11 protein-coding genes are annotated in these 23622 nt (G+C 74.5%); all 11 read right to left on the reverse strand.

The window, feature by feature from the left end:
* Nucleotides 1–140 precede the first annotated feature (140 nt).
* On the reverse strand, nucleotides 141–1142 hold the full coding sequence (locus AB0A74_RS37475) for a class I SAM-dependent methyltransferase (RefSeq protein ID WP_358257190.1): 1002 nt from the start codon (nucleotides 1140–1142) through the stop codon (nucleotides 141–143).
* Between the two features lies 1 nt (nucleotide 1143).
* The gene (locus AB0A74_RS37480) at nucleotides 1144–5505 is read right to left on the reverse strand and encodes an amino acid adenylation domain-containing protein (protein ID WP_358257192.1); all 4362 of its coding nucleotides are present in this window, start codon (nucleotides 5503–5505) and stop codon (nucleotides 1144–1146) included.
* Nucleotides 5502–6812 (reverse strand): MFS transporter, encoded by a 1311-nt coding sequence (locus AB0A74_RS37485; RefSeq protein ID WP_358257194.1) that lies wholly within the window; start codon nucleotides 6810–6812, stop codon nucleotides 5502–5504. Before AB0A74_RS37485 ends, AB0A74_RS37480 begins: the two co-directional genes overlap by 4 nt.
* Nucleotides 6809–10015: an amino acid adenylation domain-containing protein gene (locus AB0A74_RS37490; RefSeq protein ID WP_358257195.1), complete on the reverse strand. Its 3207-nt coding sequence runs from the start codon at nucleotides 10013–10015 to the stop codon at nucleotides 6809–6811. Before AB0A74_RS37490 ends, AB0A74_RS37485 begins: the two co-directional genes overlap by 4 nt.
* Before the next feature lie 2 nt (nucleotides 10016–10017).
* Entirely contained in the window at nucleotides 10018–10701 is a 684-nt protein-coding gene (locus tag AB0A74_RS37495; protein WP_358257197.1) for a DUF6875 domain-containing protein, read from the reverse strand.
* Nucleotides 10698–12026, reverse strand: a complete 1329-nt coding sequence (locus tag AB0A74_RS37500; protein WP_358257198.1) for an NAD(P)/FAD-dependent oxidoreductase — start codon at nucleotides 12024–12026, stop codon at nucleotides 10698–10700. The genes AB0A74_RS37495 and AB0A74_RS37500 overlap by 4 nt, the downstream gene beginning before the upstream one ends.
* On the reverse strand, nucleotides 12023–15097 hold the full coding sequence (locus AB0A74_RS37505) for an amino acid adenylation domain-containing protein (protein ID WP_358257200.1): 3075 nt from the start codon (nucleotides 15095–15097) through the stop codon (nucleotides 12023–12025). The genes AB0A74_RS37500 and AB0A74_RS37505 overlap by 4 nt, the downstream gene beginning before the upstream one ends.
* Nucleotides 15094–20919: an amino acid adenylation domain-containing protein gene (locus AB0A74_RS37510; protein ID WP_358257202.1), complete on the reverse strand. Its 5826-nt coding sequence runs from the start codon at nucleotides 20917–20919 to the stop codon at nucleotides 15094–15096. Before AB0A74_RS37510 ends, AB0A74_RS37505 begins: the two co-directional genes overlap by 4 nt.
* 124 nt (nucleotides 20920–21043) lie before the next feature.
* Nucleotides 21044–21256 carry an MbtH family NRPS accessory protein gene (locus AB0A74_RS37515; RefSeq protein ID WP_358257204.1) on the reverse strand — a complete coding sequence of 71 codons (213 nt, stop codon included), beginning with the start codon at nucleotides 21254–21256 and terminating at the stop codon, nucleotides 21044–21046.
* A gap of 250 nt (nucleotides 21257–21506) precedes the next feature.
* Nucleotides 21507–22673 carry a metallophosphoesterase gene (locus tag AB0A74_RS37520; RefSeq protein WP_358257205.1) on the reverse strand — a complete coding sequence of 389 codons (1167 nt, stop codon included), beginning with the start codon at nucleotides 22671–22673 and terminating at the stop codon, nucleotides 21507–21509.
* Nucleotides 22674–22737: 64 nt separating this feature from the next.
* A complete protein-coding gene (locus AB0A74_RS37525) occupies nucleotides 22738–23403 on the reverse strand; it encodes a TetR family transcriptional regulator (RefSeq protein ID WP_358257207.1) in 666 nt (221 codons plus the stop codon).
* Between the last annotated feature and the right edge of the window lie 219 nt (nucleotides 23404–23622).

Here is a 23622-nt window from a genome sequence, read left to right on the forward strand (position 1 = left end):
TTGGCAACCGGAAAAGCTGGTTGCCAAGAACCCCAAAGCGTGGTTGGGCTGCGCCCAGGCCGTACGGGGAACGAACCGAGGCCCTTCCTGTGGCTTGGCAGCCCGTTGGACCGCTTCGCGGTCGGGGTGGCCGTTTGCGGTCAGGTTGGTTTGGTGGCTGTGATCAAGGATTGGCCGGGGGAGGTGCTCAGGGGGTGGGTGGTGATGGTGGTCAGGCCGACGGTGTGGAGCCAGTCTTCGATTTCCGTTGTCGGGTAGACCTGGCCGCCTTGGCCGTGGAACAGGTTGAGGCTGAAGACCCTCGCGAAGGCGTCGCCGGCTCGGTCCTCGCTGTGTTCGTCGTGTTCCAGCAGGACCACCGAGCCCCCTGGGCGCAGGGCGGCGGCTGCTCGGGTCAGCAGGGTTCGGTTCGCTTCGGCTGGGCGGCCGTGGACCACGTTGAACAGCAGGATGGTGTCGTGGTCGGTGCCCAGGTCCAGGTCGTCGTAGTCGCCGGGGCGGAGGGTGATGCGGTCCGTCAGGGCCGCGGCGGTCACCGCTTCCTCGCCCACGGCCAGGGCCTCGGGTAGGTCGATGACCGTGGCGTGCAGAGCCGGGTTGGCCTTGCACAGGCGGATGGCGTACTTGGCGTGGCCGCCGCCTATGTCCAACAACGACGTGCCCGTGGGGACGTGGGTGGTCACCTCCGGGGCGATGCTGTCCGCGTGGCTGGACAGCATGCGTTGGAAGCGTTCCAACGTCTCCGGGCGCTCGGAGAGCCAGCCGTAGAAGTCCAGGGCGGGCTTGCCGGTGCGGATCGAGTCCTCCAGGCCGTCCCAGGACTCGAACAGCACCGTGGACCAGAAGCGGTCCACCTCGCTGTAGCCGTTGCCGGACAACCACTTCTCCGTGGGCGCGGTGTTGCTGTACGTGTCGCCCTCGCGTTCCAGGTAGCCGAAAGCCACCAAGGCCTCGGCCAGCAGGGCCGTGCCGCGCGGGTCGGTGTTGAGGGTGGTGGCCAATTGGGGTGCCGTCAGGGGAGTGGGGGAGAGGGCCGCGAAGACGCCCAGGCGCAGGGCCGCGGCCATCGCCCGGTAGCCCGCGGTGGCGATCAGGTCCACGAAGGACGGTGGGCCGTCGCCCGGTTCCAGGTGCAGGGGCATGTCAGGACCTTTCCGGCAGGACGCCCGCGGTGGCCAGGAAGTCGATGTGGCGGCCGATCATCTCCGCGTCGGCCGGGGGGAACTCCACGCCGCACTCGGCCGCCGCCGCCCACGTGGCCGTGCAGTCGAACACCGGGTGGGCGCGGCGGGTGGTGGTGAGGCCGAACGCCAGCGGGCCGAAGGCGCTGTCCGGGCTCTCCAGCATCAGGGCGCGCCACTCCTGGTAGTCCAGGGCCTTGGTCGGGTAGCCCTTGGCGGTGAGCACGTCGCCCAGGTCGGCGTAGCGGAAACCGTCGGCCCGGTAGTAGTGGAAGTCCTTGCCGTGGTGTTCGGGACGGGTCGAGATGCCGGCGATGGCGGCGGCCAAGCGGTCCACCGGGAGCATGTCGATCACGTCCCGCGTGCGGGGCACGGCCCCGGTGTGGGCGCAGGTCGCGATCTGGCGGCTCAGGTAGGACTCGGTCTTCGCCGTGCCGGTCCGCACGTCGCCGACGATCGCCGCGATCCGGTGGATCGACACGGGAACACCGCGGTCGCGGGCCAGCACGCCCATCATGTCGGCCACCCACTTCGTGGTGTGGTAACCGGTGTCCAGGCCCGCCGGGTCCTCCGGCCGGTCGGTCTCCTTGACCACCTGCTGGTCGTAGGAGGCACCCAGGAAGACCCCCAGCGTGGACATCAGGTGCAACGGCTTCGTGCGGTAGCGGGTGGCGAGGCGCAGGACGTCCACCGTGCTGCCCACGTGCGGCGGCATCATCCACTGGTAGGTCAGCACGAAGTTCATCACCGCGCCGTTGTGGTAGACGGCGTCCATGCTCTCGGCCAGGCCGTCGAAGTCGTGTTCCGACAGGCCCAGCATGGGTTTGGACATGTCGCCGACCACGGGGACGATGCGCGTCAGGACGTCCTCGGGGACGTCGAGATGTGCTCGGCGCAGGTTGGCGCGGATGCGGGCGGACGCCACCGCCGGGGTTTCCGCCCGGACCAGGCAGTGGATCTCGGCGTCGGTCCGGGTGAGGAGTTCGGCGACCAGGTGTGCGCCCAGGAAGCCGGTCGCGCCGGTGAGCAGGACTCGCTGAGCCGGGCCGGCCACGGCCGGAGCGGTGGGGGCGATGTCGTCGGGTGGCGTGGCGTCGCGCCACATCTGCTCGACGCTGGGCAGGCCGGACTTGTAGCGCTTGGCGAAGGTGTGGTCCGACGCCGCCGCGCTCTCCACCACCTCGGCCAGCTCCGCCAGGTCGGCGGTGGCGAACAGCGCCCGCAGCGGCACGGTCACGCCCAGCAGGGTCCGGACCTTCGCCAGCACGGCCGCCGCGATCAGCGAGTGCCCGCCCAGCCCGAAGAACGAGTCGTGCCGGCCGACCAGCGGCGCGTTGAGCACCTCCGACCAGATCTCGGCCAGCACCCGTTCGACGGCCGTGCGCGGCGGCTCGTACGGCTTCGCGTCCACCACCGGCTCGGGCAGCTTGCGCACGTCCACCTTGCCGTGCGCGGTGAGCGGCAGTTCCTCCAGCGCCACCCGGGCGCCGGGCAGCATCGACTCGGGCAGGTGCTCGGCGCAGAACGCCCGCAGCTCGTCCAGCTCCGGCGCGGTCTCGCCGGGGCGCGCGACCACGTACGCCACCAGGGTGTCCGACCGCACCGCCACGGCCGCGTCGACCAGCCTGGGGTGCTTGAGCAGGGCCGCGCGCACCTCGCCCGGCTCGATGCGGTGGCCGCGCAGCTTCACCTGGTCGTCCACCCGGCCCAGGAACTCCAGGGTCCCGTCGGGCAGCAGGCGGGTCAGGTCGCCGGTCGCGTACATCCGGCCGCCCGGCACGGACGGGTCCGGCAGGTACACCGAGGCGGTGCGGGCCGGGTCGCCGCGGTAGCCGCGAGCGGGGGCCCGGCCGCCGATGTGGAGTTGCCCGGGGACGCCCACGGCAACCGGGCGCAGGTCGGCGTCCAGCACGTACGCGCGGACACCGGGCAACGGCCGGCCGATGGGCAGGGTGGCCGAACGGGCGTCGACCTCGCCCGCGTCCAGCGTCCGGTACGCCGTCGCGCACACCGTGGTCTCGGTCGGGCCGTAGTGGTTGACCAGCGCGACGCCGGTGGCGGCGGCCCAGGCGGCGACCGCGGCGGGCGGCACGGCCTCGCCGCCGATCATCATGACCCGGAGCGGACCGCCGGTGTCCGTGATGCCCTCCAGGTCGGCCACCCACCGCTTCCACAGCGCGGCCGGGGCGTCCACGGCGGTCAGCTCGTGCTCGGCGCACAGCCGCAGCAGGTCCGGGCCGCCGATCGCGGCCGGTTCGGGGTGCACGGCCACCGCCGCGCCGGCGCACCACGCCGGGAACACGTCACCCACGGACGCGTCGAAGCTCAGCGGCGGGACCATCAGGATCCGCTGCCCCGGCCCGAAGTCGTGCAGCTCGACGAACGCCCCGGCGAGGTTGGCCAGCGTGTCGTGCTGGACCTGCACGCCCTTGGGCACCCCGGTCGAGCCGGACGTGTAGATCACGTACGCGAGCCGGCCCGGGTGCGCGTCGAAGACCGGCGGTTCCCCGGCCTCCCCGGTGAACGCGTCGTCCGCGGTGTCCAGCAGCGCCCCGTGGAACCCGCCGAACCGGTCCCGCGAGCCCGGCGCGGTGATCACGACGGGCGCGCCGCAGTCCGCGAGCAGGCCGGCGAGCCGGGCGGGCGGGTGCGCCGGGTCCAGCGGCACGTACGCGCCGCCGGCCTTGAGGACCGCCAGCAGCGCCACGAACGCGTCCGCGCCGGCCCTGAGCGCGAGCCCGACCGGTACCTCCGGACCGACGCCGAGGTCGGCCAGGACGTGCGCGACCTTGTTGGCCCGCCGGTCCAACTCCGCGAACGTCAACGACGACCCGCCGACCTCCAGCACGGCGGTGGTGTCGGGGTGCGCCCGGACCTGTTCGGCGATCCGGGTGAGCACGTCCGCGCCGTCCGGCGCGGGCTGGGCGTTGAGCAGTTCCGCCGCGACCCGGTCCGCCTCGGTCGTCCACGCCACGGTGGACAGCCGGCTCCCGGCGGTCCACGACGCCAGGACGGTCAGGAACTGCTCGGCGAACCGGGCCACGGTGTCCGGCTCGAACAGGTCGGTGCTGTAGTCGAGGTTCGCGGGCCAGTCGCCGTCGGTCTCCCGCACGTGCAGGGTCAGGTCGAACCGGCTCGTGCCCCGGTCCACGGTCAGCGGCTCGGCGGGCAGCCCGGCCCACCGCCCCGCGCCGCCACCCCGGTTGAGCACCAGCATCACCTGGAACAGCGGGTGGTGCGCGAGGTCGCGGCGGGGCGCGACGCGCGCGGCCACCTCGTCGAAGCTGACCTCGGCGTGGTCGAGCGCGTCGACGGCGACGGCCTTGGCCCGCGCCAGCAGCTCGGCCACGGTCGGGTCGCCGGACAGGTCCATGCGCAGCGCGGTCGTGGTGACGAACATGCCCACCGACCGCTCCAGCTCCGGGAACGGCCGGTGGGTGGTCGGCGAGCCGACCACCAGGTCGTCCGTGCCCGACCGCCGCGCCAGCACCAGGGAGAACGCCGCCAGCAGCCCGGCGAACGTGGTGCAGCCGTGCGCGCGGGTCAGCTCGGCCAGCCGCCCGGTCAGCGCGGCGGGCACGACGAACCGGTGGCTGCCGCCCGCGACCGTCCGGTTCGGGGTGCGCGGCCGGTCCGCCGCCAGGTCCAGCACCTCCGGCGCGCCGGCGAGCCGGTCCGCCCAGTGGTCGAGCTGGCGCTGCCGCTCGCCGTCCGCGAGCCGCCCGGACTGCCAGTGCGCGTAGTCGGGGAACTGCGCCCCGACCGGCTCCAGCGCCACGCCCGCGTAGGCGTCGCCGATCTCGCGCGCCACCTGTCCCAGCGACACGTCGTCGCACACGATGTGGTGCGCGGTCACCACGAGGGCCGAGGACCCGGGCGCGACCCGGATCAGCCGCACCCGCACCAGCGGCCCGGCCTCCAGGTCGAACGGCGTGTCCACTTCGGACACCACCAGGTCCTCCAGCGACCCGTCGAGGTCGGTCACCACGACCGGCACCGACAGCGACGGCAGCACCCGCTGCGCCGGCGTCCCCTCGTCGTCCACGATCCGGGTGCGCAGCGCTTCGTGCCGGTCCACGACGATGTCCACGGCTTCCCGCAACCGCTCGGGGTCGAGGTCGCCGGCGATCCGCAGCGCGGCGAACATGGCGTACGCGCCGGCGTCCAGACCGAGCCGCCCGGTCAGCCACAGGCCGCGCTGGTTGCCGGTCAACGGGACGACCGCGCCCTCCGGCCGGCGCGGCACGCTCTGGCGGCCCCCCAGGCCGCGCTGGGCGAGCAGGCGCTCCAGCAGCCGCTCGCGGTGGTCGGACAGTTCGGTCACGAGTGGGTCCTCTCCGGGTTCGCCCGGTCCGGGTGCGCCTGGGTGGCGGTCACCGCGTCGGGCAGGTCGTCCACGGTCCGCAGCCGGGGCCGCGACCAGGCGAACGCGGTCAGCGCGAGCATCAGCACGCCGACCACGAGGAAGATCAGGGCGATGCCGCGGCCCTCACCGGTGCCGATCAGCGCGCCCAGCGACGACGCCAGCGCGCCGTCGGGGGCCATCAGCGGTTCGGCCACGCCGTCGGACAGCGGGCCGATCACCAGGTAGGCCACGGGCATCGCCGCGGTGGACAGGGTCCGCACCACGCCGAGCACCCGGCCCAGCACGTCCTTGTCCACCTTGGTCTGCAACAACGTCACGCAGCACGTGTTCATCAGCGGCAGCGTGAACAGGAACGCCGGCGCGGCCACCGCGATCAGCCACGGCGAGGGCGCGAGGCTGTGCAGGACCAGGAACACCCCGCCCAGCCCCAGCCCGGCGTAGATGCCCAGCACCCGCCGCTTCGGCCCGCCCCACGCGCCCATCACCAGGCCGCCGACGAACAACCCGCTGCCGCCCGCCGCCATCAGCACGCCCAGCGTCGCCGGCGAGGAGAACGACAGGATCAGCGGCTGCACCAACCCGCCCGCCACGGCGAACAGGAAGTTCCACAGCCCGAACACCACGCACAGCGTGAACAGGCCGGGCGCGCCGCGCAGCCAGCGCAGGCCCGCGCCCAACCCCGGGGCGCCGCCGCCCCGGCCCCCGCTCGCGCCCGCGGGGAGCCGGGCCAGCAGCAGCGCGGCGACCGCGAAGACCATCGACACCACGTCGATGACCAGCACGCCGCGCAGTCCGACCAGGCCGAGCAGCGCACCCGCCACCAGCGGCGCGGCGATCTGCACGCCCTGGGTGAGCTGCATGAGGCCGTTGACGCGTCCCAGGTGCTCGGCCGGCACGAGCGCGGGCACCAGCGCCTGGTACGCGATGAGGTGGAACGAGTTCAGCGTCGCGGTCAGCGCCGACGCCACGTACACCTGCCACACGGCGAGGGAGTCCGTGCTCACCGACACCAGCAGCAACGCGGTCACCACGCCCGCGCCGGTGTCGGCGGCCAGCATGATCCGGCGCCGGTCGTAGCGGTCCGCGAGCGCGCCCGCGTAGGGCGCGAGCAGGATGCCCGGCACCACCGCGCAGAACTGGATCAGCACGAACTGGGTCACCGAGCCGGTCCCCAGGTACACCCACACGCCCAGCACGAACGCGGTCAGCGCCGAGCCGATCACGCTGACCAGCTGACCGGCCCAGACGACGGCGAACCGCTTCACGAGCCCTCCCCGAGCATGGCCGCGACCTCCTCGTCGGACAGCCCCGCGAGCTGCACCCGCAGCTGCGCCACGGCCGTGATCCGGTCCGGCTCGTCCAGCGCCAGCAGCGTCGCCGCCAGCCCGGCCACCGTCGGCGCGGCGAACATCCGCCCGATCGGCACCGACACGGCGAACGCCCCGTGCACCCGCGCCAACGCCTTCGCCGCCAGCAGCGAGTGCCCGCCCAGGGCGAAGAAGTCGTCGTGCACGCCCACCTCGGGCACGGCCAGCACCTCGCGCCAGATGCCCGCCAGCACCTCCTCCACCGCGTCGCGCGGCGCGACCCGCTCGCCGCCGGCCGTCCAGTCCGGCTCGGGCAGCGCCCGGCGGTCGATCTTGCCGTTGGGGGTCAACGGGAACGCGTCGAGCAGCACCGCGGTCGCGGGCAGCATGTAGTCCGGCAGCCGCCCGGCCAGCGCGGCGCGCAGCCGCGCCCAGTCCAGCGGGTGGTCGGCGACCAGGTAGGCGACCAGGCGGGCGTCCCTCGGCACCACCACGGCCTGCCGGACCTCGCCGGTCTCCACCAGGGCGGTCTCGACCTCGCCCAGCTCGATGCGGAACCCGCGCACCTTGACCTGGTGGTCGGCGCGCCCCAGGAACTCCAGCGTCCCGTCGGCGCGGTGGCGGACCAGGTCGCCGGTCGCGTACAGCCGCGCGCCCGGGGTGGCGGCGAACGGGTCGGGCACGAACCGGCTCGCGGTCAGGTCCGGGCGGCCCCGGTAGCCGCGCGCCACGCCCAGCCCGCCGATGTGCAGCTCGCCGACCACGCCCGGCGGCACCGGCTCCAGGCCCGCGTCCAGGACGTAGAGGCGGGTGTTGCCGATGGGCGGGCCGATCACGACCGGCGCGGGCGACGGGTCCACCAGGCCGGCGGCCGACCACACCGTGGTCTCGGTGGGGCCGTAGACGTTCCACAGCAGGCAGTCGCCGGTCAGCAGGTCGTCGGCGAGGTCGCGGGGCAGCGCCTCGCCGCCGCAGATCCGGGTGGTCACGCCGGCCGGGACGCCGCCGGTCTCGGTCAGCAGCCGCCAGGTCGCCGGGGTGGCCTGCAGCACGGTCACGTCCGCGAGGGCCGCGCGCAACGCGACACCGTCGGCGGCGACCTCGGGCGGCACGACGGCGACCGACGCGCCGGCGGTGAGCGGCAGCAGCAGTTCCAGCACGGAGATGTCGAACGACAACGTGGTGACCGCCGCCAGCCGGTCGTCCGGGCCCAGCTCGAACACCTGCTGGAACGACACCAGCAGGTTCACCACGGCCCGGTGCGGCACCTCGACGCCCTTGGGCGTGCCGGTCGAACCGGACGTGTAGATCACGTAGGCCAGGTCTTCCGGGTGCACCGGGGTGGGCGTCGGCTCGGCGGGCGTGGCGTCGGCCGGCGTGAGGAACACGCCGTCGAACGGCAGCGGGTCGAGCGCGGGATCGGTCAGCACGACCTCCGCGCCGGAGTCGGCGAGCATCAGCGCGAGCCGGTTCGGCGGCCAACCCGGGTCGAGCGGGACGTAGGCCGCGCCCGCCTTCCACACGCCCAGGACGGCCGCGACCAGGTCCGGCGTGCGCGGCAGGTGCAGGGCGACCAGCGAGCCCCGGCCGACGCCGTGCGCTTGCAGCAGCGCGGCGATGTGGTCGGACCGCTCGCCCAGGTCGCGGTAGCTCAGCGGTCCGACGGCGGGCGCGTCCGGGTCGCCCGCGACGAGGTCGAGCGCGGTCGTGGCGTCCGGCAGCGGCAGGTCGGTGGCGTTGAAGCCCTCCAGGACCTCCCAGCGGCGCACGCCGGTCAGCGCGTCGAGTTCGGAGATCCGCCGCTCCGGGTGTTCCGCGGCGGCGGTGAGCAGGGCGATCAGCCGGTCGGTGAACTCGACGATCGTGTCCTCGTCGAACAGGTCCGTGCTGTACTCGACGCCCAGCGCGAGCGTGTCGCCCCGGTGCTCGGCCGCCACCGTGATGTCGAACTTCGAGACGCCCGGGTCGGGCGTGATCGGCTCGACCGCCAGCCCGCGCAGGCCGAGCGCGAGCGGTGGCGTGTTCTGGAGGATGAGCTGGGCCTGGAACAGCGGCGCGTGGCCCAGGCTGCGCTGGGGCCGCAGGTGCTCCACGAGCCGCTCGAACGGCAGCTCCGCGTGCGCCAGACCGTCCACTGTGGACGTCTTGGCGCGCTCCAGCAGCTCGGCGAACGTCGGGTCGCCGCCCACCGCGGTGCGCAGGGCGATCGTGTTGACGAAGAACCCGATCAGCCCTTCCAGGTCCGGGTGCGAGCGGCCGGCGACCGGCGTGCCCACGACCACGTCGTCCTGGCCCGCCAACCGCCCCAGCCGGGCCGAGAACGCGGCCAGCAGCACCATGAACAGGGTCACGCCGTGCTTGCGCGCCAACGACTCCAGCGCCGCCAGCGTCTGCGCCGGGACGGTTCCGTAGCGCAGCGCGCCCCGGTACGTGCTCACGGAGGGGCGCGGCCGGTCGGTCGGCAGGGTCAGCAGTTCGGGCGCGCCGTCGAGGTGGCGCGCCCAGAACTCCAGGTGGTTCTCCGCGACCTCGCCCGCCATCCGGTCGCGTTGCCACACCGCGAAGTCCGGGTACTGCAACCGCAGCTCCGGCAGGTCCGGCGCCCGGCCGTCCAGCGCCGCCGCGTAGGCCTCGCCCAGCTCGCCCAGCAGCACCGACAGCGACCAGGCGTCGGAGGTGATGTGGTGCAGGTTGAGCACCAGCACGTGGTCGTCGGCGGCGAACCGGCCCAGCGAGGCGGTGAACAGCGGCCCGCGCTGGAGGTCGAACCCGACCGCGCCGCGCCGGTCGGCGAACTCCCGCGCCACCACGTCCCGGTCGCCCTCGGGCAGGGCGAAGTCCTCCAGGGTGGCCACGCCGGTGGGCGCGACCAGCTGCACGGGTTCGCCGCCCGAGTCCGGGAAGGTGGTGCGCAGGGCCGCGTGCCGCGCCACGACGAAGTCCAAGGCCTCCTTCAGGGCCGCGCGGTCCAGCGGTCCGCGCAGGCGCAGGCCCAGCGGGATGTTGTAGACCGCGCCGCCGGGGGAGAACTTCTCCAGGAACCACAGGCGTTGCTGCCCGAACGACAGCGGGTAGGCGGCCGGTTTCGCCGCCCGCTCGCGCAGCCTCCGGGCCAGCAGCTCCCGCTTGCGCGCGGCGGCCCCGGCGTCGGGGTGGGTCATGGTCAGCTCCCGGACGTGGCGAGTCGGTCGGCGGCGGCGCGGACGTCCCCGCGCAGGTGCGTGGGCACCCGGTCGCCGAAGCGCTCCAGGTACGCGGCGAGGGTCACGTCGTCGTCCCGCAGGAACGGGAAGTCCGTGGGCACCATGTGCCGGATGGCCAGCATGGGCACCGGGCTGTTCAACGGCCGGAACACCGGGTTCCACAGGCCCGCCTTGTCCGGCGGGCCGGGGTGGAACTCGCCGACCATCAGGCCGTTCGCGGTGTACTCGGGCTTGAGCAGCTCCTGCGTGCGGTCCACCACCGACCAGTCGGCGGGTTCGCGCAGCTCCGGGAACAGCACCAGGATCGTCTTGAACTGCGCGCCCGGCCCGGACCGCGGCTCCAGCTCGGCGAACCAGTCGCGGTAGTGCAGCAGCAGCTCGGCCAGCTCCGCGGGCTCGGTGGGCCGGCCCGGGTGCACCGACAGGAAGAACAGGCCCTTCTGCAGGGACGTGTCGGTGAACGGGCACACGTCGCCGCGCCGGCCCAGCTCGGGGTGCGGCGCGCACAGGTACTCGGCCGCCCACGCGAACACCGTCCGCAGCGCGGCCTCGTGGGCGGCGACCTGCTCGGGGAGCGTGGGGGCGGCGAAGTCCGACGGCTCGACCAGGGGATGGGCCGGCCGGTTCGGGTGGAGCAGCATCATGTCACCTGCCTCTTGCGGCGGGCTCGGTGTGTGAGCACCGCCAGTGCCGCGCCGGTGAGCGCGGTCGTCGTGGCCAACAGGCGGTCCTGGCGCCGGGAGCGGGCCAGGGCTTCGCCGTAGGGCGTGGTCGTGTGCGCGATCAGGGTGTAGAGCGGCACCCAGGAGCGCGGGAACAGCCGGTGCAGCACCAGGTCGGCCTTCTTGCGGGCCAGGAACAGCGGCGAGCGCAGCTTGTCGCGCAGTTCCACGAAGTTGCGCTTGGACAGCTCCGCCAGCACGTCGGTGTGCGGCCGGCGCGCGGCCTCGAAGGCGGCCAGCGCCGCCGGCAGGTCGCGCGGGTGGGCGGCCAGGCAGCGGTCCAGGACCGAGCAGTCCTCGAACGCCGCGTTCATGCCCTGCCCGAAGAACGGGTACACCGCGTGCGCGGCGTCGCCCAGCAGCACCACCCCGCGGCCGGACCCGGTGGCCAGGTGCCAGGGCGCGGTGCGGATGGTGACCAGGCTCGCGGGCGGGTGCGCCAGGAACTGCTCCACCACGTCCGGGATCAGGGTCAGCGTGTCGGGGAAGCGGCGGGCGAAGAACTCCCGCACCCGCGCGGCCGTGTCCAGCCCGGCGAAGCCCTGCGCCCCGTCGAACGGCAGGAACACCGTGGCGGTGAGCGAGCCGTCCGCGTTGGGGTGGGCCACGATCAGCCCGTCTTCACCCGGCCACACGTGCAGCGCCCGCAACTCCGTGCGCGGCTCACCGTCGTCGCCGACCGGGATCAGCAGCTCCTTGTACCCCCACTCCAGGTATTCCTGGTGCAGCGTCATCCGGCGGCCCCGCCCGAGGTGGGCGCGGACGGCGGAGAACGCGCCGTCCGCGCCGACGACCAGGTCCGCCTCGAACTCGCCGTCCTCGGTCGCCACGGACGGCTTGTCGCGGTCCACGGACACGACCTTGCGGCCCCAGAAGAACTCCACGCCCTGCTTCTCGGCCTCGTCGATCAACGCCACGTTCAGGTCGTGGCGCAGCACCGAGTGCAGGATCTGGTCCTCTTCGGTCCCGTAGGGCTGGAACCGCAACGTCCCGTCGGGCGCGTGCACCACCCGGCCGCGCATCGGCACGGTGAGCGGCTTCAACGAGTCCAGCAGGCCGATCTCCCTCAGCGCCACGATCCCGCGCTGGGACAGGCCGAGGTTGATCGACCGGCCCGCCTCGCGCGCGCCGGGCGTGCGCGGGTCCTCCCGCCGTTCCAGCACCCGCACGGTGAACCCGCGCCGGGCCAGGTAGACCGACACCAGCGAGCCCGCGAGGCCCGCCCCGACCACCACCGCGTCGCTCACAGCCCGTCCTCGCTCAACGTCCCCAGCAACCGGTCGATCTCCTCGTCGGACAGGTCGTCCAACTGGTCCAGCAGCGGCACCGGGCCGCGCGCGCCGACCCCCGCGGTGTCCATCGCCGCGCGCAGGCCCGCGATGGTGGGCGCGGCGAACAGCGCCGCCAGCGGCAGGTCCGCGCCCAACGTCGTGCGGACGCGGGCCAGCATCTGGGTCGCGGTCAGCGAGTGGCCGCCCAGCGCGAAGAAGTTGTCGTGCACGCCGACGTCGCCCGGCAGGCTCAGCACGTCCCGCCAGATCTGCGCGATCCGGGCCTCGGCGTCGTCGCGCGGCGGCACGTGCTCGGTCGCCGCGCCGGTCCACTCCGGCTCGGGCAGCGCGGCCCGGTCGATCTTGCCGGTGCCGGTGCGCGGCAGCGCCGCCAGCTCCACCACGGCCGCCGGGATCATGTACTCCGGCAGCCGGGTCGCCAGGTGCGGGCGCAGGTCCGCGACCGGCCGGTGCAGCACGACGTGGGCGACCAGCCGGACGTCCGCCGCGCCCGCCGACCACGTGGTGACCACGGCGTCGGCCACGTCGGGGTGCGCCCGCAGCACGGCCTCGACCTCGCCGGGCTCGATGCGGAACCCGCGGATCTTGACCTGCCGGTCGGCGCGGCCCAGGAACTCCAGCGTCCCGTCGGCGCGCGGCCGGACCAGGTCGCCGGTGGCGTAGAGCCGGTCACCGCCGAAGGGGTCGGGCAGGAACTTGTCCGCGGTCAGCGCGGGCAGGCCGTGGTAGCCGCGGGCCACGCCCGCGCCGCCGATGTGCAGCTCGCCGATGACGCCGGGCAGCACCGGGCGCAGCAACGGGTCCAGCACGTGCAGGGTCGTCCCGTCGACGGCCGGCCCGAGCCGCACCGGCGCGGGGCCGCGCGGCACCACGCCGGCCGTGGAGTACACGGTGGTCTCGGTGGGGCCGTAGCCGTCGATGAGGGTCGCCCCGTCGGACTGGAGGTCGTCGGCCAGGTCCCGGGTCAGCACCTCGCCGCCGGTCACCCGCAGCCGGACGTGGTCGGGCACCCCGCCCGCGGCCACGACCATCCGCCATCCGGCCGGGCCGCCCTGCACGACCGTCGCCCCGGACTCGGCGATGCGCCGGCGCAGCAGCGCGCCGTCGGCCACGTCCGCCGCGGGCACGGCGGTGAACCGGGCGCCGCTGAGCAGCGGCACCAGCATCTCCACCGTGGACACGTCGAACGCGGGCGTGCTGATGGAGGCCAAGTGGTCCTCGGGGGACAGGCTCAGCAGGCGGTTCATCGACGTGAGCAGCTCGGCCAACCCGCCCTGGGTGACCCGGACGCCCTTCGGCCTCCCGGTCGAGCCGGAGGTGTAGATGACGTACGCCAGGCTCTCCGGGATCGGCGGCACGGCGTCCGGCGGCGTGTCGGGCCCGTCCACGCCGGTGAGGTCCAACCCGGTCAGGTCCACCGTGGTCCACGGCCCGTCCAGGGCCTTCTCGGGCGAATCGGTGACCAGCACCGGGACACCGGCGTCGGTCGCCATCGTCGTCAGGCGTTCGACCGGCCACGACGGGTCCAGCGGCAGGTAGCCCGCGCCGACCTTCCACGCCGCGAGGATGCCGATGATCGTCGGCTCGCCGCGTTCCAGGCACAGCGCCACCGGGTCGTCCGGTCGCGCGCCCGCCGCCTGGAGGGCGTGGGCGAGGCGGTTCGCGGCCCGGTCGAGCCCCCGGTGGGTCATGGTGTCGAGCAGCGCGTCCGGGTGGGCGGCGAGCGCCTCGCCGATCAGGTCCAGGGCGCTGCGCGCGGCCTTGCCGGCGGGTTGGGGCGCGGGGGTCCCGGTGAGGGGGAGTTCGGCGACCTTCGTGCCGGGGTCGATGTCCCCGGTGAGCGCGGCGAAGGCGTCGTGCAGCGCGGCGATCGTGGCTTCCCCGAACAGCTCGGCGTCGTACTGCCAGCGGCCGAACCACGTGTCGCCGTCGCGTTCCACGGTCAGCGACAGGTCGAACTTCGCGCCGCCGTTGGACACCGGCTCGGGCCGCAGGGTCAACGCGCCCGCCCGCCGCGCCGGCGGCAGCGGTTCGACGGCGAACATCACCTGCACCAGCGGCGCGTGGGCCAACGTCCGCTCGGGCGCGACCAGGTCCACCACCTGCTCGAACGGCAGGTCCTGGTGCTCCAGCGCGGCCACGGTCGCCTGTTCGGCGGCCCGCACCACGTCACCCAGGGTGGTCTCGGGCTCGAAGGTGGCGCGCAGCGGCAGGGTGTTGGCCACGAACCCGACCAGGCCCTCGGTCTCCGGCCGGGTGCGCGCGGCGACCGGGGTGGCGACCAGGAAGTCGCCCTGGCCGGTGACCCGGTGCAGCACGCACTGGAACCGCGCGAGCAGGTGCGCGAACGACCCGTCGGCGACGGTCAGCTCCCGGCGCAGTTCCGCGCCGCGCCCGGTGGGGGAGTCCGGGCGCGGGCGGTCGCCGGGCAGCGGGAGGACGGTCGGCGCGCCGCGCAGGGCCTCCGACCAGTGGCGGGCGTCGTCGGCGAACGCGCCCGCCTCGACCTGCTCCTGTTGCCACAGCGCGTAGTCCGGGTACTGGACGGGCAGCTCGGGCAGGTCGGCGTCCCCGGCGTAGCACCGGGCCAGCTCGTCGAACAGCACCGCGCACGACCAGCCGTCGGCGATGCTGTGGTGCAGCACCAGGACCAGCACGTCGGCGTTCACCAGGGTGGCGCGCAGCAGCGGTCCGGTGTGCAGGTCGAACGGTTCGCGCACCAGGGCCTTGACCGCGGCGTCCACGTCGTCGGCGGCCACGGTCGGCAGCGGCACGTGCTGCGCCTCCGCCACGACCTGCACCGGGACGCCGTCCTCGTCGGCGAACCGGGTCCGCAGCGCCTCGTGCCGGGCGACGACCGCGTTCAACGCGCGGTGCAGCGCCTCGACGTCCAGCGGGCCGTCCAGCGCCACCCGCCAGCCGATGTTGTAGACCGGGCTGGCCGGCATGAGCTGGTCCAGCAGCCACAGCCGGCGCTGCCCCGACGAAGCGGGGAACCGGAACAGTTCGGGGGTCACCGTGCTCACCGCGTTCCTCCCTGGTGCCAACCCCGGCGGTCGACGGCGACCAGCCGGAACTCCGCGGTGTGCCGGTTGCCCTGGGCGTCGGTCAACCACAAGGCGTCCGGGCCCGGCAGCATCTCGCCGACCGCCAGGGGCGCGTCCGGCTCTTCCCGCTCCAACGCGCGCACCGCGTGCGCGAACAACTCCACCGACGGACCGCTTTCGAGGTCCGCGTAGAACGGCTTGTGCTCGATCGGGCTCTTGACGAACACGAACCGGGGGACGCCGTGCTCCCGCCGCCACGCCTGCGCGCCCAGGAACCGGCTCGGCTCGTCCGGGGCGAAGGCGAACCCGCAGGAGGCCGGGGGCAACCGCCAGCTCTCCCGCGCCACCACGAGCCGGTCCAGCGTCACCCGGGGCGTGTGCGCGCCGGCGGGCAGCAGCCGGAACTTCTGGACCAGCTGGGCCATGATCTGCTCGTTGAGCAGTTCCACCAGCTCCAGGTCCACCCGGCCGTCGCGGCTGCGGGCGCGCAGCCGGCCGTCGACCTCGACCACCGAGCACGCGCCGACGGGCACCGCGCCGTCCAGGTCCGGGCCGCACGAGTCGTGCCCGAACACGATCCGCAGGTCGTGCGGCAGCACCAGGGCGTCGGCGAGGCGCTGCGGCGTGCCGCCCTGCTCGCGGGTGGTCGTGAGGACCACGCGCGGGCCGGCCATGTCCCGGCGCATCGCCTCCCGCAGTTGCGCGGGGTCGGGGTGCTGGGACACGAACAGCGCGGACCGCATCGTGTTGACACCGGGGTGCACCTCGCCGAGCACCCAGTGGAAGTCGCCCGCGCGCACGGCGTCGGCGTCCTTGGCGGCGAGCAGCACGTCCGGGCTGTGCTGGACCGCGCCGCGCCACCCCGGCCGGGGCGCGGCGAACGCCTCCAGCACGGCGTCCCGGACCTCGTCGGTGTCGTAGTGGGCCTTGGGACCGCCCAGGGCGGTGGCCCAGCGGGATTGGAGGGCGGCGACGAGCCGGTCCAGCAGCCGGTCGTCCAGGCGGAAGATGGTGTCGTTGGCCCACAGCCAGAAGTCGGCGAGGCGCACCTCGGTCCGCCCGGCGGCGTTCTGCCGGAACACCTCGTGCAGGGCCCGCGTGTAGAGGGCCGCGCCCGCGCGGGTGAACCAGCGGGCGGCTTCGAGGACCAGTTCCAGCGCGGGCCACAGGGTGTCCAGCAGCGCGGGGGAGAGGGTGACCTCCAGGTCGCGCCGGCACTCCTCGTGGACCAGCGTGCGGCCCGCGTAGAACAGGCCCGGCCGGCGGACGGCCGCCGCGCCGGTGATGGCGGTGAACTGCTCCTGCAGGTCGCCGATCGCCGCGACCAGCCGGTCCGGGTCGCCGACGGCCTGCGTGATCGCGTCCCGCGCCCGCTCGACGGTGGTCAGCTTCGCGCCGACCCCGTCCCGCAGGTCCGGGTCGCCGATGCGGTCGATCTGCTCGCGCAGGGCCAGTTCCGGGCGCAGCGCCGAGGGCGGCACCTCCATCGTCCACGCGATCCGCTTGGCCTGCCGGAGGCGGTCGAGGGTCTCCAGGACGGTTTCCCGGTCGAAGCCGAGGTGGTCGGCGATGTCCACGGCCCGGCGGCGGCCGTCGCACGCCCCGAGCACGGCGGCGTCCAGCGGCGGCAGCGTGATCGGGTCGGCCAGCGGCACGTGGAGGGTGTCGTGGTCGACGTCGAGGAACGGCATCCGGCGCGGGACGGCCCACGGGCGGACGGCGTCGGTGGTCAGGGCCTCGGCGAGTTCGTGGACGGCCCAGTTCTCCAGGTAGACCGTGCGGCGGTCGACCAGGTTCGGACCGGGCCGCACGGACAGCGCCCGCACCGCGTCGTCCTCGACCCGCGCCCAGCCGACCGGGCCGAAGAAGCCGATCGTGTCGTTCTTCGCGCAGTAGCGCTGGAGGTAGCTGACGACGGTGTGCTCCCAGCGGCGGTAGTCGACGTTGCGCGTCCGGCTGCGCGTCTTGTGCAGGGCGTCCACGGCGGTCTGGAGGGCGCGCGGGTTCTGCCAGGCGACGGCCTCGCGGAACTTCGGGTCGCCGCTGATCTCGCGCAGCACCTCGGCGGTCTTCGCGCGGCCGGCCTCGAACCGCTCGCTGAAATGGGCCAGCGCGGCTTCGTGCCGGGCGGCGGCGAGGGCGGCTTCGGCCAGCGCGGCGTCCACCTCGGCCGGCCCGTCCAGCGCGGCCCGTGCCTCGGCGAAGCGCCCCTTGCGCACCAGCCTGCCGACGCGCCGGAGCTTGGCGCGCTCCTCGCCCTCGGCCGCGTCCTCGACCCGGCGGAGCACCTTGAACGCGGCCCACCGGGCTTCGCCCACCACGTCGTCGGCGGCGATCACCGCTTCGGCGGCGCGGGCGGCCTGCGGGGAGGCGACGGCGAGCAGTTGCTCGATGCCGAACCCCGTGCCACGCAACTCGACCCAGCGCCAGACCGCCCACCGCCCGGTGCCGCGCGGGACGACCAGGTGATCGGCCGGCGCGACGGCCGTGGCGGCTTCGGCGTGCGTGGCGGCTTGGGCGGGTGCGGTGGCTTGGGCGGGTGTGGCGGCTTGGGCGGGTGCGGTGGCTTGGGCGGGTGCGGTTGCTTCGGCGGGTCCAGGGGCCTCGGTGGCCTCGGCGGGCTTGCGGGGCGCGGGGACGCGGTAGGCCGTGCGGTCGCGGCGGGTGATGGTGGCCAGGGTCCGGGCGTTGCGGGTGCCGTCCACGACCGCCGCGCAGGCCGCCAGGGTCCGCGCGCGGTGCAGCTCGGCGACCGGCACGTCCACGCCGAACTCGTCGCGGACGCGGAACGCCAGGCGCACCGCCAGCAACGAGTTGCCGCCCACGGCGAAGAAGTCGTCCTCGGCGCAGACGTCCTCGACCCCGAGCAGCGCCCGCCACAGACCGGCCAAGCGCCGCTGGGTCCCCTCGGCGGGCGGGGTGCCGGCACGCCGGCCCGTGGACCGCAACGCGCGCAACGCGGCGCGATCGACCTTCCCGCTGCGGTTCAACGGCAGTTCCGGCAGCACCACGTACTGCGCCGGGCACAGGTAGGCGGGCAGTCGGTCGGCGGTGTGGCGGCGGAGCGCGGGGACGTCCACCTCACCGGTCACGTACGCCACCAGGTGCCGGGCCTCGCCCTCGCCGGACGGCAGCACCAGGGCCTCGACGACCCCGTCGCACTCGCGGAGAACGCTTTCCACCTCGGCCGGCTCGACCAGGAACCCGCGCACCTTCACCTGCTGGTCCGCGCGTCCCAGGAACTCCAGCACGCCGTCCGGCCGCCACCGCGCCAGGTCACCGGTCCGGTACAGGCGTCCGCCCGGCGCGCCGAACGGGTCGGGCACGAACTTGTCCGCCGTCAACGCCGGGTTGGCCCAGTACCCGCGCGCCAGCCCCGCGCCGCCGGTGTAGAGCTCGCCGGGCACGCCGACCGGCACCGGCCGCATCCGCTCGTCCAGCACGTACACCGTGCTGCGCTGGATCGGCGTCCCGATCGGCACCGACGCCCCGACCTGCCGCGGGTCGGTGACCACGCAGCACGACGTGAAGGTCGTGTTCTCCGTCGGCCCGTACCCGTTGACCACCGGCTTGCCGCCGCGCGCGACCAGCGCCGCCCGCACGGCGTCCGGAGCGAGCACGTCACCGCCGGCCAGCAGTTGCGCCACCGGCTCCAGCACCTCGGGCGCGTGCGCCACGAGCTGGTGGAACAGCCCGGCGGTCAGCCACAGCACGCTCACCCCGTGCTCGCGCACCAGCGCGCCCAGCACCGCCGGGTCGGGCGGACCCTCGGGCGCGGCGACCACCCGGCCACCGGTCAGCAGCGCGCCCCACACCTCCAGCGTGGTCAGGTCGAACGCCGTCGCCGACAGGTGCAGGAACGTCTGCCCCGGGCCGAACTCCGCGAACGTCGGCCGCGTCACCAGCCGCACGACACCCCGGTGCGGCACCGCCACGCCCTTGGGCCGCCCGGTCGAACCGGACGTGTAGTTCACGTACGCCACGCTCAACGGGTGCGCCCGCGCCGGCACCGGCTCGTCGGAATCGTCCACATCGGACACCAGGACCGCCGAAACGCCTTCGGGCAACGGACGTTCCCGGTCGGTCACCACCAGCCGCGTGCCGGACTCGTGCAACGCCACCGCGTCCCGCGCCGCCGGGTTGGCCGGGTCCAGCGGCAGGTAGGCCGCGCCCGTCTTCACCACGGCGAGCATCGCGGTCACCAGGTCCGCGCCGCGCGGCAGCGCCAGGCCCACCGGCTCGTCCGGGCGCGCGCCCCGCGCCAGCAGCGTGTGCGCCAGCCGGTTCGAGCGGCGGTCCAGCTCGGCGTAGGACAGCCAGCCGGCGGGGGAGTGCACGGCGTCGGCGTCCGGCCGCAGCCGCACCTGCTCGGCGAACAACGCCGGCACGGTCGCGTCCGCGGGGTACTCGACGGCCGTGTCGTTCCACTTCTCCAGCAGCCGCACCAGCTCCGCGCCGCGCGGCTCGGTCAGCTCCCGCACCGGCCGCTCCGGCGCCTCGGCCATGCCCGCGAGCAGCTCGCGGAACTGCGCGAGCAGCGCGTCCGGGGCCCAGTCGGGGAAGCGGGTGACGTCGTGGATGAGCTGCACGCTCAGGTGCGGCTCGGCGAACGCGTAGAGCGTCATCGCGTAGCCGGGGCTGCGCAGGATGCGGACCGTCCGGCCGGCGGGCGCGGTCGGTCGCGCGGACAGCACGGTGTTGATCTCCCGGTGCTCGAACAGCACCAGGCTGCGCATGAGCTGGTCGTGCCCGGCGGCGCGCTGGATGTCGGGCAACGGCGTGAGCTGGTGGTCCCGAGCGCCGACCGACCGCTCCCGCACCGTCCGCAGCCACTCCGCGACCGGCGCGTCGAGGGTGACGGGCAGGCGCAGCGGCACGGTGGCCAGCAGCAGCCCGACCATGTCCTCCGCACCCGGCACAGACCCGTGCCGTGCCGCGCGGGTGACGCCGAAGACGGCTTCGTCGCCGCGGGCGTGCGTGGCGAGCACCAGGCCCCACGCGGCGAGGACGACCGTGTTGACCGTGACGCCGGCGGCGGCGGCCAGCGTGCGCACGGCGGCGGTCTCGGCGTCGGAGAGGTCGGCGGCGGCCACACCCATGACCGGCGTCGCGGAACCGTTGTGCTCCAACGGCAGCAGCCCCGGTTCGGGCAGGTCGGCCAGCTCGCGGGCCCAGAACTCGCGGTCGGCGACGGCCAGGGGGTGGTCGGGCGCGGTGCGCTCGGCGTACCAGCGGGCGTAGTCGGCGAACTCGGGCCGGTCGGGGAAGACGGCCGTGCCGCCGGAGGCGTAGTCGTCGTCGATCTCGGAGAGCAGGATCGCGAGCGACCGGCCGTCGAGGATGGCGTGGTGGAACGTGGCGACCACGACCCCACCCGGCAACGCCCGCACCCGCAACGGCGGCCCGGAGACGGGATCGACGCCCGCCCGCCGGTCGGCGGCCAGGAAAGCGGCGAGATCGCTGCCCGCGGAGCCACCGGCGGCGGACGCGGTGCCGGCGGGCGCGGCGGAATCGGTGGCATGGCCGGCGAGGTCCGCGACCACGGGCACGTCGGAGGCCGGGCCGGCCCACTGCTCGGCCTCCCCGTCGGCGCGCCAGCGGAACCGCGTGCGCAGGATCGGGTGCCGTTCGACCGCCCTGCGCCACGCGGCGAGGTAGGCCTCCGCGTCGAACGGCGCGGCGAACCGCTGCACGCACTGGATGACGTCCGTGCCCGCGGCCGGGTCGCGCAGACCGGCGGCGATCATTCCCCGCTGCAACGGCAGCGCGGGCGTGGTCCGGACAGCCGGATCCGGGTACACCAAAGCCTCCCCCAATAATGGCGCATTCGGGCGTGCCGATTCATCGGCCACAATTGCGGGCAGCCCTCGACAGCCCGCAAAAAAGGTGTGGAACCAACCGGTTGGACGGGTGCGACCGGGCCCCTCAGCCGTTCGCGGCGAGGTGCTCCCGCACACTGCGGGGTCGCATGTCGGTCCACACCGCGGCGATGTGGTCGAGGCACTCTTGCCTGGTACCGGTCTTGCCCTCGGCGCGCCAGCCGAGCGGGAGGTCGCGGTCGGCGAACCAGACCGAGTACTGCTCCTCGTTGTTCACCACGACCAGGAATTCGCGGCCATCCGCGTTCTCGATGCCCATGACGGTGTTCTCCTGCCCCTTCGCCGGCGGGCGGTCGCCGGTCAGGCAACGCTACGTGGAGGGCAGACTCCGGTGAAATCCACTGAACGGTCGAACCGTTCATTCAGAAATCGGTCGTCCCGTTATTTGAATCGGCTATCGATCGTCGCGGTTCGTGGTCGGGCGGTCACGGAAACCGGCGTTGTTGCGACGTTCGAACAATTACCGCTCGCTCACCCGGGGGAGGAGGGCGTGCCGAACGGTCCCGTCCTCAGCGCGAGCGCAACGTCAGCAGCGAGATCTCCGAGGGCGCGAACACGCGGAAGGGTGGTCCCCAGAACCCCGCGCCCCGGCTGGTGTAGAGGCGCGTGCGGTCGCCGTGGTCGGACAGGCCCCGCACGACCGGCTGTTGCAACCGCACGAGCAGGTGGAACGGCCAGATCTGCCCGCCGTGGGTGTGCCCGGACAGTTGCAGGTCCACGCCCGCCGCGACGGCCTTGCCGATCTCGCTGGGCTGGTGCGCCAACAACACCACGGGGTCGGTCGGCTCGACGCCCGCCAGCGCCGCCGCGAGGTCGGCCCCGTGGCCTTGCTCGCCGGAGTGCGCGGCGGTGATGTCGTCGATGCCGGCGAACACCAGGCGCGCGCCGCCGCGTTCCAGGACGCGGTGCTGGTTGTGCAGGGACGTCCAGCCCAGCTCGGCCATGTGCTCCATCCACGCCTGCGCGTTGCTCAGGTACTCGTGGTTGCCGGAGACGTAGAACCGTTGCGGCGCTTGCACTTCGGCCAGCGGGGTGGACTGGTCGCGGCGCTGCTCGACGGTGCCGTCCGCGATGTCGCCGACGTGGACCACGACGTCCGCGCCCACCTCGTTGACGCGCTGGACGGTCCGCCGCGACCACTCGGCGCGGTCGATCGGGCCGTAGTGGGTGTCGGCGAGCACCGCGATGGTCAGCCCGTCGAACGCCGGGTCCAGGCGCGGCAGCACGACGTCCGTCCGCCGCACGGGCGGCACGCGCATCGCCTGCCGGTACCCGTACAGGCCCAGCCCGACGATGAGCACCAGCAGCAGCACGGCGACGAACCGCGCGCGGAACGGGTTCTCCACGCCCGCGACCGCCAGCGCGAGCCGCAGCACGTGCGTGACCAACGTCCACGCGAACGCGATCCACGCGATGCCCAGCAACGGCATGGCGATCCGCGCGACCCGGTCCGAGTGGCGGGTGAAGGCGCGCACGAGCAGCAACGGGAACGCCACCCACGCCACCGCGATCACCGCCGTGCCGACGACGACCACCGGCGCCGGCCACTGCGCGCCCGGCGCGAGCAGACCCGTCCACGGCACCCAGAACAGCAGCGTGCTGATGACGGCCAGCACCGCGCTGAACACGAGCCGGCGGCGGGTGGACGGCCGGGGCGGGGCGTCGGTGCGGGCCATGGGCGCTCTCCGTCTTCTCGCGGACCGGCTTAACGAACCAGTGGTCTCTTCCGAGGGTACGCGGTCAGCTCGACCGGACGACCAGGCCGATGAGCTGGTCCACCAGGGTCTCCCGCAGGTCGGTGGCGAACACCTCGGCGGCCGGCGGCAGGCCCAGTTCGGCGGCGGCGCGGGCGACGTCCTCGGTCGGGTGGGCGTGCGGCCACAGCCCGGCGGTGACGACCGCGACCGACCGGGCGAACCGGGTCGCGGCGCGGTCGTCGAGCTGGGGGAGCCCGGTCCGGACCAGGTCGGCCAGGCGGGCGGTGTGGTCGGTGGCCCGCGCCTTGACCTCGCGGGCGGTGTCCAGGCCGATGTTGCGCTCCAGCACGCCCGCCATCGAGGCCAGCAGCTCGCACAGCAGCGGGTGCCGGCGCAGCGAGTCGGCCAGCGCGGTGCCGATCGCGATGGCGCGCCCGTAGGGGACCGGCTCGGCCTCGACGGCCCGGACGGCGGCCTCGGCGTCGTCCAGCCACGCGGCCCACCGCCGGTCGAGGACGCCCAGGAAGACGGCCTCGCGGCTGTCGAAGTAGCGCAGCACGTTGGACTTGGCCAGGCCCACGCGGCAGCTCAGCTCGCGCAGGCTGATCCCGGTGAGGGCGGTGTCGGCCAGCATCGCCTCGGCGGTGTCCAGGATCGCCGCGCGCCGCGCCGCGACCTGCTCGGGCCGCCGTGCCCGCCGGAACTCCACCCGGCCAGGTTACCGGACCACCGGTCTGTTCCGGGCCGGGCGGGGACGCCGGGCGGTGGCCGGCGTGCGACTTGCCGGCCGCGGGTCTTCCGGGCCGCGCGGCGGTCGGCCCGCGGCCACCGGCGTGATCCGGGTCGGCCTGCGGGGCGGCGGTCGGCCCGCGGCCACTGGCGGGCTGATCGGGTCGGCGTGCGCGCCGGCCGGCCGGGCTGATCGCAG

The organism is Saccharothrix sp. NPDC042600 (genome assembly GCF_040647305.1).
In the GTDB taxonomy this organism is placed as follows: Bacteria; Actinomycetota; Actinomycetes; order Mycobacteriales; family Pseudonocardiaceae; genus Actinosynnema; species Actinosynnema mutabilis.

What these genes read in the sequence shown, in the direction of transcription:
- AB0A74_RS37495 (WP_358257197.1), bottom strand. Translation starts at nt 10,701, where the DNA reads ATGATGCTGCTCCACCCGAACCGGCCGGCCCATCCCCTGGTCGAGCCG.
- AB0A74_RS37520 (WP_358257205.1), bottom strand. Translation starts at nt 22,673, where the DNA reads ATGGCCCGCACCGACGCCCCGCCCCGGCCGTCCACCCGCCGCCGGCTC.
- AB0A74_RS37515 (WP_358257204.1), bottom strand. Translation starts at nt 21,256, where the DNA reads ATGGGCATCGAGAACGCGGATGGCCGCGAATTCCTGGTCGTGGTGAAC.
- AB0A74_RS37475 (WP_358257190.1), bottom strand. Translation starts at nt 1,142, where the DNA reads ATGCCCCTGCACCTGGAACCGGGCGACGGCCCACCGTCCTTCGTGGAC.
- AB0A74_RS37490 (WP_358257195.1), bottom strand. Translation starts at nt 10,015, where the DNA reads ATGACCCACCCCGACGCCGGGGCCGCCGCGCGCAAGCGGGAGCTGCTG.